Raw genomic sequence first — 13,136 nt, forward strand, 5'->3', positions numbered from 1 at the left:
GTCCGATCAGAACGCGGGCTGATCCTGGACCCAGTGGAAGCCGCGACTGCGCTGCGGGAAGGCCTCGGGATCCTGGCGCCGGAAGGTCACCGTCACCGGGTGGCCGTCCAGGTCTCCGGTGAACCGCAACCGGTCAGGTCCCTGCTGCTCGTAGCCGAGGCTCCCCGCGGTCGCGGAATGCCCGCCGGGCCCTTCCGCCGCCGGCAGCTCGACTCGACGCGCCTGGGTGTCGACCCGGGCCGGCACAGCCACCAGGGTGCCGTCCATCCGCTGGTAATGCATGACACCCGGGAGGTCGAACACCACGCGCTGCCACCGACCGGTGTCGGTCAGCAGCGGCGGCACCGGTTGCCCATCGCGGCTGAACTCCTCGACCTGCCAGATGCCGTAGAGCGGCGGATCCGCGCGCCCCGGCCCCTCGTCCCACATCCGCATGCCGGCGTGGACCAGGGCGACCGCCACCCACACCCCGATACCGACCTGCACCAGCGCGGCCGACCGGCGGGACCGGCGAGTGCGGAACGGATAGGGCGCGGTGGCGGCGCCGACCGCACGATCCAGGAGCAGCACATCGATCAATCGGCGTGCGTGCGGCGCCAGCAGCACCATCGAGATCAGCATCAGATGGCCGGACAGAATCTTGACCGGCACGTCGAAGGTCATGTTCAACACGAAGACCTGTGCCATCGAGATCAGGCTCAGCATCGCGCCGAGGGTCGCGGTGCGCGGGACGAACAGCAGGACGCCCGCCATGACTTCGGCGGCGCCGAGCAGCATCTCGTAGGGCGGGCTCATCCCGACCTGGCTCCACAGCACCGCCATCGGCGTCAGGTTGCCGAACGGCTCCAGCAGAGTCGACAGCGCCGGTTCCGGCATCTGGTTGGGGATCAGCTTCGCGAAACCATAGTTGAGCATCTGTGCGGCGAGGCAGATCCGGAGGAAGACCAGGTACCAACCGGCCAGGCGCCGGTAGTCGGTGCGCCGCCGATCCAGTGCCGTCCAGAGCAGCGTGCCGGCCACGGCCACTACGAAGACGCAGAACACCAGCACCCACAGGACGGTCTGATCGCCGCTGCCGTTGGGTCGCAAGACCGGATCGACGCCGAAGACCGTGTGCCCGACCCGGTCCAGCACCGGGCGCAGCGACCGCGGCTGCCACAGCACCGCGTCGGGGTCCAACCAGTCACCGAACCAGCCGGTGAACGCGAACACGATCTGCGGATAGGTCAGGCAGAACAGGCTGAAGTAGAGAAAGGTGAAGCGAAAGGCCACCCGAGTGAGCGGGTTCCAGCCCGCTGCGGGCGCCGGGCCGGGATCGTCCTCCACCCGCGGGGACTCGGTCTGTTCGACGGTCACACTCACACCCACTCCTCTCCGCTGATGATCCGGCGCACCCGGCGCGGCGGCACTCGAGCGCCGGCGATGCGCGGACCGGTTCGACGCTACGAGGGCGCGGGAGGAAAGTCCTCAGGGCGAGACCCGGATTCGCCGGTCCTCCTCGAGGCGTACGTGGGAGCACGACGATCGGGGTGTTCCCGGCGCACGGGGAGCAAACCGGATCCCGGTCACCGGTACGGCGGAAATTTCGGTCTCGATTCCTTCCCGCCGCCGACTAGAACGCGTTACATTTCATCCAGACGCCTCCGGCGCCGCGCCCGCTCTGCCATGACGCGCGTAAAGGGTTGGCGCACAGATATTTTCATTCAGCAGGAGGTCCGACATGGCGGCCGAATCCGATTCCGACCCCGGGCAACGGCGGCAGCTGACCACCAGCGCTCGCGACCTGGACGATCTCGCCGAGCGGCTCACCCGATGGCTGACCGGGCGGCTCCCCGGTGCCACGACTCCGGTCGTCTCCGGCCTGTCCCGCCCGCAAGCCGGCGGTATGTCCAGTTCCTCGGTGCTGTTCGATGCGCACTGGGAGCGCGACGGACGGACCGAGGGCGGCTCCTATGTGGCGCGCATGGCCCCCGAGGCGGGCTCGTTCCCCGTCTTCGAAACCTACGACCTCGACACCCAGTACGCCGTGATGGCGGGCGTCGCCGAACACAGCGACGTGCCGGTGCCGCGCCTGTGCTGGTTCGAATCCGACGAATCCGTCCTCGGCACACCGTTTTTCGTGATGGAGCGGATCGACGGCCGGATTCCGGAGGACAACCCGCCGTACGTCTTCGTCGGCTGGGTCTTCGACGCCACCCCCGAGGAGCGGATGCGGATCACCCGCGCCACCGTGGACGTGATCGCGAAGGTCCATGCCATCCCGGACCCGGCGGCGAAATTCCCGGCTCTGGCGGCGGCGGGCACCTCGTCGCTGCGCGCACATTTCGACGCTCAGCGGCACTGGTACCGGTGGGCGCTGGCCGACGACGGGTACCGAATCCCGTTGCTGGAACGCGCCTTCGATCGGCTCGAACAGCGGTGGCCCACCGAACCCGGCGCCGACGTCCTCAACTGGGGCGATGCGCGGCCGGGCAACATCATCTTCGACGAGTTCACGCCGGCCGCCGTCCTGGACTGGGAGATGGCCACGCTCGGACCGCGCGAACTCGACGTGGCGTGGCTGATCTTCATCCACCGTTTCTTCCAGGACATCGCGACCCGGTTCGATCAGCCCGGTCTCCCCGACTATCTGCGCCGCGGCGACGTGGTGGCGCAGTACGAGGAGGCGACCGGGTACCGGCTGCGCGACCTCGACTGGTATCTGGTCTACGCCGCGCTGCGCCACGGCATCGTGATGGCCCGCATCAAGCGGCGGATGATCCATTTCGGCGAGGACACCGATACCGAGGACCGCGACGACTACGTCATGCACCGAGCCGCCCTCGAGGCTCTGCTCGACGGCACCTACGAGTGGGATTGAGGAGATCGATGGCAGACATCGACGGCCATCCGGCGAAGGCACCGGTTCCGCTGGACGAATATCCGGTGCACCAGACGCCGTTGTCGCTGGCGCGCGCGGCCACCACCGACCGCAATTTCTACGACCGCAGCTATTTCAACGCCCACGACCGCGCGGGCGGGACGATGCTGGTCACCGGCTTCGGTGTCTACCCGAATCTCGGGGTGGTGGATGCCTATGCGGCGGTGCGGCGCGGCGACGATCAGCGCACCGTGCGGTTCTCCGACGCGCTGGGCCCGCGCGATCTCGCCATGAGCGTCGGCGGGTACCGGATCGAGGTGGTCGAGCCACTACAGCGGGTGCGGGTGATCTGCGAACACGACGACCTGTCGTTCGACCTCACCTGGGACGGTTCGTTTCCCGCCGTGCAGGAACAGCCGCATCTCATCCACACCGGCAGTCGCCCGATCATCGACGCCTCGCGGTTCGCCCAGGTCGGATCGTGGTCGGGCACGCTGACCGTCGACGGCGCCGATATCACTGTCGACCCCGCGGTGTGGATGGGGACGCGGGATCGATCGTGGGGTATCCGGCCGGTCGGTGAGGCCGAGCCACCCGGGCGCGATGCGAGTGAACCGGCCGGCGGATTCTGGTGGCTCTACGCGCCGCTGCGCTTCGACGAGTTCGCCATCGTCGTCATCGTGCAGGAGAATCCGGACGGTTTCCGCACCCTCAACGATGCGGTCCGGGTCTGGCCGGACGGGCGGATCGAGCAGCTGGGCTGGCCGCGCATCCATATCGACTACCGCTCCGGCACCAGGATTCCGGTGTCCGCCCGGCTCGACATGACCGCCGGTGACGGATCGCCGCTGACGGTGGAGGTGCGCACCCACACCTGCATCCCGCTGCACATCGGCTGCGGATACGGCGGTGATCCGGACTGGCTGCACGGCCAGTGGAAGGGCCGGGATTGGGTCTCGACCACCGCGTACGACCTGACCGATCCGGCGGTGGCCGGGCGTATTCCGTGGGGTGTGATCGACCACGTCGGGCAGGCGCGCTGCGGTGACGCCGAGGGCTGGGGCCTGTTCGAGCACGGCAGCCTGGGTCGGCACGACCCGACCGGATTCGCCGATTGGACTTCCGTCGCGCCGTAGCGCGGCACCCGCCCGCGTGCCGTCGGCGATGTGAGCTGTGTCTCAGGTACCCTGCGACGGATCGACGCCGGGCCGTCGGGCCCGGGACGGCACAGCGAGAGGCAGGCACGATGAGCGGATTCCGGGTTTCGCGTGATTTCGCAGGGTACGCACTGGCGGCTGCGGCGCTGGTCGGCGCCGCCCTACCGGTCGCGGTGGCGCCCACGGCCACGGCCGCCGTGGCGCCGACCATCGCGGTGTCGATGGCCGGATCGGCGCTGAGCCCGGTCAACGGCGGCCTGGTCGGGTGTGGCCAGACCGCGGTGGCGACGGTGCGCAACCCCGACGGCAGCCCGGTCACGCACGGAACCGTTGATTTCTTCAGCAACCTCAGCGGTATCAGCGGCAATGTCGTGGGTTCCGCACCGGTGGTGAACGGTGTCGCCACCATCGGCTGGATGCCCGACCGCGCCGGACAGCACGTCGTCAGCGCGGTGTACTACGACGGGTTGCCGGAGCTGTCACCGGCGGCCGGGTACACCACGGTCAATGCCGCCGGTTTGGGCGGCGTCTGCGTGTAATTCCTTGCGGGGCAATACTTTTGCCCACACTCGTCGGCCCGGCCTCCGATCACCCGGAGATGCCGGGCCGCGTGCTGTCCGGCTCCGCGACGGCGACGGTGATGGTCGCGAACGCCGTCTTCGGCACAATCAGCCGCCCGCTACCGCCACCCCGTCGGCAGGCGAGCAGCGCGGCGGCCTCCGCCACGCTCGGCGTGCCCACCGCGAGGGCGGTGCGATGCGCCGGGCCGGGCACGTCGACCTGCGCGAGTTCCGATGCCGTGAACACCACTACGGGGACGCCCAACTTCGCGGCCGCCGCGACGAGTCCCGGTTCGTGCGCGCGCCGATCCACGGTCGCTAGGCAGCGAATCGACCGGTCTCCCACAACCTTTCGCACCGCCGACACGATGGCGGCGGCCTCCGGTTCCGGACGCGCACCGATTCCGACCACCACGGCACCGGTCATGCCGCACCACCCGGTCGCTCGCCCCGGCCCGGTCGATTCTGGCCTGATCACGATGTCCGGCCGTCTGCCGGGCGCGGGCGCGGCATCAGCGTGTGCCGGTGCGCGCTGCGGCGAACTCCCGGCAGGCCCCGACGAAACGTGCGATCGCGCCGGGGTTTCCGGCCGGGTGGGTATGCAGATACGACGCGTGGACCCGGTGCAGCAGCGCCCCCTCGCGAGTCGGGCCGGGCGCGTGCCAGCCCCAAGCCGGCGCGCTCGCACCGTCGCCGGTCAGCCGGGTGCGGTGGAATTCGTGGCCACGCACCCGTTCACCGGCCCGCCAGAGCACCGAATCGCCCAGGGCCACCGCGTCCCGGTACCCCAGGGTGAGACGCGGGCCGAACTCCGCCGCGACATCGAGCACACCGGCCATCCGATGACCGTCCAGGGATCGAGTCAGATACAGCAGTCCCGCACATTCGGCGTGGACCGGCATCCCGTCCACGGCGGCCGCGGCGACGGCGGTGAGCAACGGCTCGTTCGCGGCCAGGTCGGCGGCATGCTCCTCCGGGAATCCACCGGGCAGCACCAATCCGGCTGTGCCCGTAGGCATCTGCTCGTGTAGCGGATCGAAGACCACCACCTGCGCACCGGCGGCGCCGAGCAGTTCCCGATGTTCGGCGTAGCCGAAGGTGAATGCCGGACCGCCCGCCATCGCGACGATCGGCGCGGCATCCGCGGCCGGCCGGGAGTTCGCACCCCGCGGTGGGGACGTGGACGTCCCCGACAGTGCGGAGGCGCGGTCGAGGTCCGGTACTCGCTCGGCGTCGACGGCGTCGATCGGGTCCCAGGCCGGCGCGTCCGCCCGGGCGCCCGCGAGTCGCGCGACCGCGCCCAGGTCGATATGCGCGCCGACGAGTTCGGTCATCGCCTCGACCGCCGCGTGCGCCGCCGCCCCGTGCTCGACCGCCGGGACCAGACCGAGATGCCGTGCGGGAACGGACAGTTCGTCCATACGCGGTAGGGCGCCCAGCACCGGCAGCCCGACCCGGGCACAGGCGACGCGCAGCACCTGTTCGTGGCGGGGACTGCCGACCCGGTTGAGGATCACGCCGCCGAGCCGGATGCCACTGTCGAAGGTCGCGAATCCGTGCAGCAGCGCGGCGAGGCTCTGGCTGTGGCCCCGGGCGTCGACCACCAGCAGCACCGGGGCACCGAGCAGCGCGGCGACCTGCGCGGTCGATCCTTCCGCGACGGGAGCCGGATTGCCGTCGTCGATCCGTCCGTCGAACAGGCCCATCACGCCTTCGACCACCGCGAGATCGCAGTCCCGGCTACCGTGCCGGTACAGCGGCACCACCCGTTCGGCACCGACCAGGACCGGGTCCAGATTGCGTCCGGGCCGCCCGGCGGCGAGCCCGTGGTAGCCCGGGTCGATGTAGTCCGGCCCCACCTTGAACGGCGCGACCCGATGGCCCGCCCGGCGCAGCGCCCCGATCAAACCCGTTGCCAGCGTGGTCTTTCCGCTGCCCGACGCGGGCGCGGCGATCACCACGGCCGGGGTGGTCATCGACTCGCCACCGGATGTTCCACGATCACCACTCGATCCCTCGCTGGCCCTTGCGGCCGGCGTCCATGGGGTGCTTCACCTTGGTCATCTCGGTGACCAGGTCCGCGGCCTCGAGCAGCGCCGGCGGGGCGTCGCGGCCGGTGACGACCACGTGCTGATTGCCCGGTCGCTCGCGCAGCGTCCGGACCACCTCGTCGACGTCGATCCAGCCCCATTTCAAGGGATAGGTGAATTCGTCGAGAACATAGAAACGGTGCTGTTCGGCCGCGAGCCGGCGCGCGATCTCCTGCCAGCCGGCCAGCGCCGCGGCGGCGTGGTCGTCCTCGGTGCCCTGTTTGCGGGTCCAGGACCAGCCCTCACCCATCTTGTGCCACTCGACCGGCCCACCGACGCCGGTTTCCTCGTGCAACCGGCCCAGGGTGCGGAAGGCGGCCTCCTCGCCGACCTTCCACTTCGCGCTCTTCACGAACTGGAACACCGCGATGTCGAAACCCTGATTCCAGGCTCGCAACGCCATCCCGAACGCCGCGGTCGACTTCCCCTTGCCGGGCCCGGTGTGCACCGCGAGGACCGGTTGATTACGCCGCTGACGAGTGGTCAGCCCGTCGTCGGGAATCGTCTCCGGCACGCCCTTCGGCATCGCTGCATCCTCCTGGTCCACCAACTACCGCATCACATTCCCACATCGACGCATCGGGCCGGCCGCGTGGGTTCGCCTCACGCCGCCAGATGATGCGGCAGTCCGGACTTCACCGCGGCGGCGACCGAATCGCCGGTGAGCTCACCGAGGCGCAGGTAGGTGGCGCGCAGCTCCCGGGCGAATTCGGCGGCCAGCCCCAGCCGGACCATGCCACGTTCGCAGTCCACGACCACACCGGCCACGCCGTCGCGGGCGAGCAGGCGGGCGGCCGCCCGGGCCCGCGGGACGGGGTCGACACCGCCGGTGGCGCGACCGTCGGTGAGCAGCACGACCATCGCACGGCGCCGCGGATCGCGGACATGTTCGCGGGCCACGACCTCGCGCGCCTTCAGCAGTCCCTGCGCCAGTGGGGTTTTCCCGCCGGTGCGCAGATCGGCGAGCCGGCGCACCGCGATATCCACCGAGGAGGTCGGCGGTAGTACCAGCTCCGCCTCGCTGCCGCGCACGGTGATCACGGCGACCTTGTCCCGGCGCTGATAGGCATCGCGCAGCAGAGCCACCACCGCGCCGGTGACCGCGGACAGGCGATCGCGAGCGGCCATCGACCCGGACGCGTCGACCACGAACACCACCAGATTGCCTTCGCGCCCTTCGCGATACGCGCCCCGCAGGTCCGCCGGCTCGAGGGCGAGCGGGCCGGTGACCCGGCCGCGGGCGTGCTGATGGGGCGCGGCGGCGAACAGCGTGCCCAGCAGGTGCAGGCCCGCGGAGGTATCGGTGACCGATCGCACCACCCGGCCGTGCCGGGTGTGGGCGCGGGACCGGCGGCCGGGAGTGCCCTCCCCGACGCCCGGTATCTCCCAGTGGGGCGGGCGGGCGGCGGATTTCACCGGAGACCCCGCACTGCCCGTACGGGCGCCACCGCGCGGGCCGTCACCCGGCGAGTCGGGGCCGTCGCCGGGACCGTTGTCATCGGGGCCGCTGTCATCGGGGCCGCTGTCATCGGGGCCGCCGTCGTCGAGGCCATTGTCCTCGGGGCCGCCGTCGAAACCGTCGTCCCCGGAACCACCGTCGGTGCCGGCATCCGGCCGCCGCTGATCATCGTCGAACTCGCGCTCCGGCCGGTCCGCCGATTCCGCTGCGTCGCTTCGTGTTTCGTCTTCCGCGGCACGGCCCTGCTCGGAGCGGGCGCGCTCGACCTCCTGTTCGGCATCGCGCATGGCCTCGTCGAGCTGTTCGTCGGTGATGCCCGGTTCGTCGAACGGATCGCGCCGACGGCGGTGCGGCAGCGCCAGTTCCGCGGCGATACGCACGTCTTCGGCTGTCACGCAGTCACTTCCGCGCCAGGCGGCGTGGGCCGTCGCGGTGCGCGCCACCACCAGATCCGCGCGCATGCCGTCGACGTCGAAGGATGCGCACAGCGCGGCGATCCGGCGCAGTTCGATATCGTCGAGCGCCACCTCGGCGAGACGTTCGCGCGCGGCGAGAATGCGCTCGGCGACGTCGCGATCGGCCGCGGCATAGGCGGCCGCGAAGCCCGCGGGATCGGCCTCGTAGTCGAGCCGGCGGCGCACCACCGCCATCCGCACGTCCACCTCGCGCGAGGCCGCGACGTCGACGGTGAGGCCGAATCGGTCCAGCAACTGCGGGCGGAGTTCCCCCTCCTCCGGATTCATGGTGCCGACCAGGACGAACCGGGCCGGATGCGAATGCGACACGCCATCGCGTTCGATGTGCACCCGTCCCATCGCCGCCGCGTCGAGCAGCACGTCGACCAGGTGGTCGTGCAGGAGATTCACTTCGTCGACGTACAGCACGCCGTGATGGGCCGCCGCCAGCAGTCCGGGCCGGAACGCCTGCTCCCCGTCGCGCAGAACCCGCTCGAGGTCGAGCGATCCCACGACCCGGTCCTCGGTCGCGCCCACCGGCAATTCCACCAGCCGGGCCGGCCGCTGCCCGCCCTCATCGGCCACCGGCGGCAACAACTGCGCCAGCGCCCGCACGACAGTCGATTTCGCGGTCCCCTTCTCCCCGCGCACCAGCACACCGCCGATCCCCGGATGCACCGCGCACAGAATCAGCGCCAGCTGCAACTGCTCCTGCCCCACCACCGCCGAGAACGGAAACCCCGCCTCACCGTCACGATGCGCGGACACGGCCGATGCGGATTCACCTCGGAAATCGGACACGCCCCCACTGTATGCGCGCCTCGTTCCGCTCCCGCACCGGGCTGCCCTGTCGCGCTACAACCGCTTCCCCGCCGCAATATCGCGCACCACCCGGGGCAACACCACATGCTCGGCCGCGAGCACCCGAGCGGCCAAGGTTTCGGCGGTGTCGCCCGCCAGCACCGGAACCTCGTGATGCGCGATCACCCGACCGCTGTCGTAGCCGCCGTCGACCAGATGCACCGTGGGCCCGGTGACCGCGACGCCGGATGCCAGCACCGCTTCGTGCACACGCAGCCCGAACATGCCGGCGCCACCGAATCGCGGTAAGGGGCGCCGGGTGGATGTTGATAATTCGGGAATCGAAGTGCCCGCGCGTTCGCGGTCCGAGCTTCTTCATATACCCCGCCGTCACCACCCACTCGGCCGCGTGCTCGACGAGAACCGCGCGGATCGCATCGTCCAACGCGCCCGTGTCGGGATGTGTCGCGCCGGAGAGATGTCGTGCCGGGATGCGATTCTCGCGGGCGTAGGCCAGACCCGCGGCGTCGCTGTTGTTGCCGATGACCACCGCGATCTCGAAGCGCGCGCCCGGTTCGAGGGAGGCCCGGTGGAGCGCGCGGAGATTCGAGCCGTGGTGTGAGACGAGCACGCCGACTCGGAGATTGCGCACACCTCGCAGTTTCCCACAGCCGCACGAGGTACGTCGGCGCGCTTCTCACCTGACGAATACGCTGGGCGGGTGCGGGATGTGGTGCGGGGCTTCGGGTATCTGGTGCGGGGGCAGCGGTGGGCCGCGGCGCATCGGCGGGAGCTGGGGCTGGGGTTGCTGCCGGGAGTGATCTCGATGGTGCTGTATCTGGGATTGCTGGTGGCGCTGGTCTGGTTCGCGGGGGATCTGGTGGCGTGAGCGACGCCGTTCGCGGCGGACTGGTCGTCGCCGTGGCCCGGATTGTTGCGGGGCGCTCTCGCGGTCTTGCTGGTGCTGCTCGGGTTGTTTCTGGCGGTGATCACGTTCACCGCGGTGACGCTGGTGATCGGCCAGCCGTTCTACGAGGCCCTGTCGGAGCGGGTGGATCGGTCGCTGTCGGCGGACGGGCGGGCGCCGGAATCGGGGCTGCCGGTGTGGCGGGAGGTGTGGATCGGGGTCCGCGACGGGGTCCGCATTCTGATCCGGGCGGCGGTGTGGGGGGTGGTGCTGTTCGGTGCCGGATTCCTGCCGGTCGTCGGACAGACGGTGATTCCGGTACTCGGGGTCTGCGTGGCCGGATTCTTCCTGGCCCAGGAACTGACCGGGGTCGCCATGCTGCGCCGTGGTATCGAGTTGCGCGAGCAGCTGACGATGCTGCGGTCGCGTCGAATGCTGGTGTGGGGCTTCGGCATTCCACTGGCGGCCGCGTTCCTGGTGCCGTTCGTGGCGATCGTCCTGATGCCGGGCGCGGTCGCCGGCGCCACCATGCTCGCCCGCGAATTGTGCGGGGCGGACAGCGATCCGGCGCCGAATCCGTTGCGGCACTGACTGCTCGCCGCGATCGAAACCGGCGTGGCCCTGGGCGGAAGGTCGACGGCGAAGAGTGCCACGCTGGCGGCACGAGCGGGCCCCGCACCCGAGAACGGATACGGGGCCGAGATCTCCGTGGCGGACTCGCCGCTCACCCCCTGCGCATGGGGATGTGGGCGATGCCGTCCTCCTCGTACTCCTCGCCGTCGGGCTTGAACCCGTGCTTGGTGTAGAGGTCGACCAGATAGGTCTGGGCGTTCAAACGCACTGTCGCCGAACCGGCTTCGGCGATTGCGGCCTGCAGCAGCCGGGTGGTGTACCCGTGGCCGCGAGCCTCCGGGGCGGTGCACAGCCGGCCGATCCGGAACGACTTCACCCCGTTGTTGTGCTCCTCCAGCAGACGCAGGGTGCAGATGATCTCACCCTCGTCGTCGAGCCAGAAGTGCCGGGTCTCGGGGAGCAGATCGAGCCCGTCCAGTTCCGGATAGGCGCACTTCTGCTCCACGACGAACACTTCGACGCGCAATTTCAACAGCTTGTACAGCGTCGCGGTATCGAGATCCGCGGCCCACGACCGTTTGAGCGCAACCGTTGACATCATCGCGTCTTGCTATCACATGATTCAGCCGCGCGCGACCCCTGCGGCGATCGGCGTGTTGTCCGCGCGCCCGTTGTCCAGCCGCAGCGCCTTGGTCGACCAGTCCCACACCTCGTGGAACAGGGCCTGGTTCTCCGACAGTTTCACGCCCAGCGACGGCACCATTTCCTTGAGTTTCGGTGTCCACCCGGCGTATTCGCTCGGGAAGCACCGCTGCAGCACATCCAGCATGGCGCTGACACACGTCGAGGCGCCCGGCGAGGCGCCGAGCAGACCGGCGATCGAACCGTCGCCCGCGGCGATCACGGCGGTGCCGAGTTCCAGCACGCCACCCGCGCCCTTGCGACGGATGATCTGCACGCGCTGACCGGCGGTGATCAGCTCCCAGTCGTGACCGTCGGCGCGCGGGATGAACTCCTCCATGGTGTTCACCTTGCCCGCCTGCGACTTGAGCAGCTCGCTGACCAGGTACTTGACCAGACCCAGTTCGGTGACGCCGACACCCAGCATGGGAGTGACATTGCCGGGCCGCACCGACTTGAGCAGATCGGAGAACTTGCCGTCCTTGAGGAACTTGGGCGTCCAGCCGGCGTAGGGACCGAACAGCAGACCGGGCTTACCGTTGATGACGCGAGTATCCAAGTGCGGCACCGACATCGGCGGCGCACCGACGGCGGCCTTGCCGTAGACCTTGGCGTCGTGCTTGTTGATGAGCTCCGGATTGGTGCAGCGCAGGAATTGTCCGCTGACCGGGAAGCCGGCGAAGCCCTGGATTTCCTTGATGCCGGCCTTCTGCAGCAGCGGCAGCGCGTATCCGCCCGCGCCCACGAAGACGAATTTCGCGTTCAGCGTGCGAGTTTCGCGGGTGCGGGTGTTGCGGACCTTGACCGTCCAGCTGCCGTCGGACTGCTTGGACAAATTGCGCACCTCGTTACCGAAGGCGATCTCCACACCGGAGGAGCCCAGGTAGGCCAGCAGCTGCTTGGTCAGCGCGCCGAAGTCGATATCGGTACCGGTCTGGGTCCAGTTCAACGCGACGGGCTCGGAGAAGTCGCGGCCCTTGGCCATCAGCGGCAGGCGGCGGCTGAACTCCTCCGGGCTGTCGATGAACTCCATCCCCTCGAACAACGGATGCCGCGCCAGCGCGGTGTAGCGCTTGCGCAGGTATTCGACGCCGTCGGCGCCGTGGCAGAAGCTCACGTGCGGAATGGGATTGATGAAGCCGGACGGGTCGGCGAGAATGCCGTTCTCCGCGCCGTAGGCCCAGAACTGCCGCGACACCTGGAAGCGCTCGTTGATGTCGATCGCCTTGGTGATGTCGACCGAGCCGTCGGCGGTCTCGGGCGTGTAGTTCAGCTCGCACAGCGCCGAGTGGCCCGTCCCCGCGTTGTTCCACGGGTCGCTGCTCTCGGGGGCGGCCGCGTCCAGCCGCTCGAACATGGTGATCGACCACTCCGGCTGCAACTGACGAAGCAGTGCACCGAGGGTGGCACTCATGATGCCGGCACCGATGAGGACTACATCGGTCTTTTCAGTCATCGCAGCGTTCGGCACGGGTTGATCGACTTCCTTGTCCAGCGCGGGCACTTGGTGGGCGGGAATGAGGTTACCCGCCGTTCACTTCAACTTGATTCTGCCCCTCACCATGCCCGTTTCCGAAACGTCCACACCTACGA

At 69.6% G+C, this 13,136-nt stretch carries 12 protein-coding genes and 2 pseudogenes; 5 read left to right on the plus strand and 9 right to left on the minus strand.

Features of this window, described 5'->3' with window-relative positions:
• Nucleotides 1-6: 6 nt before the first annotated feature.
• Entirely contained in the window at nucleotides 7-1,362 is a 1,356-nt protein-coding gene (locus ON37_RS16310; protein ID WP_245553226.1) for a DoxX family protein, read from the minus strand.
• Nucleotides 1,363-1,720: 358 nt separating this feature from the next.
• Here ON37_RS16310 and ON37_RS16315 point away from each other — a divergent pair, with 358 nt between their 5' ends.
• The 3 genes from ON37_RS16315 to ON37_RS16325 all read left to right on the plus strand — a co-directional run bounded on the left by ON37_RS16315 (nucleotide 1,721) and on the right by ON37_RS16325 (nucleotide 4,556).
• A complete protein-coding gene (locus ON37_RS16315; protein WP_040720433.1) occupies nucleotides 1,721-2,860 on the plus strand; it encodes a phosphotransferase family protein in 1,140 nt (379 codons plus the stop codon).
• A gap of 8 nt (nucleotides 2,861-2,868) precedes the next feature.
• Nucleotides 2,869-3,996: an Rv3169 family protein gene (locus ON37_RS16320; protein WP_051031662.1), complete on the plus strand. Its 1,128-nt coding sequence runs from the start codon at nucleotides 2,869-2,871 to the stop codon at nucleotides 3,994-3,996.
• A gap of 110 nt (nucleotides 3,997-4,106) precedes the next feature.
• On the plus strand, nucleotides 4,107-4,556 hold the full coding sequence (locus ON37_RS16325; RefSeq protein WP_040720434.1) for an Ig-like domain repeat protein: 450 nt from the start codon (nucleotides 4,107-4,109) through the stop codon (nucleotides 4,554-4,556).
• A gap of 49 nt (nucleotides 4,557-4,605) precedes the next feature.
• Here ON37_RS16325 and ON37_RS16330 read toward each other — a convergent pair whose 3' ends face one another.
• The 6 genes and pseudogenes from ON37_RS16330 to ON37_RS34695 form a co-directional block, all read right to left on the minus strand.
• Complete coding sequence (locus ON37_RS16330) at nucleotides 4,606-5,004, minus strand: cobalamin biosynthesis protein (protein ID WP_051031663.1); 399 nt, start codon at nucleotides 5,002-5,004, stop codon at nucleotides 4,606-4,608.
• Between the two features lie 85 nt (nucleotides 5,005-5,089).
• Nucleotides 5,090-6,553, minus strand: coding sequence for a cobyrinic acid a,c-diamide synthase CobB (locus ON37_RS16335; protein ID WP_040720435.1), 1,464 nt, complete (start codon nucleotides 6,551-6,553; stop codon nucleotides 5,090-5,092).
• 25 nt (nucleotides 6,554-6,578) lie between these two features.
• Nucleotides 6,579-7,193, minus strand: a complete 615-nt coding sequence (cobO, locus tag ON37_RS16340) for a cob(I)yrinic acid a,c-diamide adenosyltransferase (protein ID WP_040720504.1) — start codon at nucleotides 7,191-7,193, stop codon at nucleotides 6,579-6,581.
• Between the two features lie 77 nt (nucleotides 7,194-7,270).
• Nucleotides 7,271-9,382, minus strand: coding sequence for a magnesium chelatase subunit D family protein (locus ON37_RS16345; RefSeq protein ID WP_083893044.1), 2,112 nt, complete (start codon nucleotides 9,380-9,382; stop codon nucleotides 7,271-7,273).
• A 54-nt stretch (nucleotides 9,383-9,436) separates the two neighbouring features.
• Nucleotides 9,437-9,724, minus strand: coding sequence for a formyltransferase family protein (locus ON37_RS33830; RefSeq protein ID WP_281004687.1), 288 nt, complete (start codon nucleotides 9,722-9,724; stop codon nucleotides 9,437-9,439).
• A 25-nt stretch (nucleotides 9,725-9,749) separates the two neighbouring features.
• Nucleotides 9,750-10,034: pseudogene (locus tag ON37_RS34695) on the minus strand (formyltransferase family protein); the annotation flags it as partial.
• Nucleotides 10,035-10,103: 69 nt separating this feature from the next.
• Between ON37_RS34695 and ON37_RS33840 the strand changes: the two are divergent.
• On the plus strand, nucleotides 10,104-10,271 hold the full coding sequence (locus ON37_RS33840; protein WP_210741082.1) for a hypothetical protein: 168 nt from the start codon (nucleotides 10,104-10,106) through the stop codon (nucleotides 10,269-10,271).
• Between the two features lie 33 nt (nucleotides 10,272-10,304).
• Nucleotides 10,305-10,880, plus strand: a pseudogene (locus ON37_RS16355) (EI24 domain-containing protein); the annotation flags it as partial.
• A 133-nt stretch (nucleotides 10,881-11,013) separates the two neighbouring features.
• On the opposite strand, the gene ON37_RS16360 reads toward ON37_RS16355, so the two are convergent.
• Both ON37_RS16360 and mqo read right to left on the minus strand, forming a co-directional pair.
• On the minus strand, nucleotides 11,014-11,463 hold the full coding sequence (locus ON37_RS16360; protein ID WP_040720437.1) for a GNAT family N-acetyltransferase: 450 nt from the start codon (nucleotides 11,461-11,463) through the stop codon (nucleotides 11,014-11,016).
• A gap of 21 nt (nucleotides 11,464-11,484) precedes the next feature.
• Entirely contained in the window at nucleotides 11,485-12,999 is a 1,515-nt protein-coding gene (gene mqo / locus ON37_RS16365; protein ID WP_051031681.1) for a malate dehydrogenase (quinone), read from the minus strand.
• Nucleotides 13,000-13,136 lie beyond the last annotated feature (137 nt).

Source organism: Nocardia veterana NBRC 100344, assembly GCF_000308855.1.
GTDB classification, from domain to species: domain Bacteria; phylum Actinomycetota; class Actinomycetes; order Mycobacteriales; family Mycobacteriaceae; genus Nocardia; species Nocardia veterana.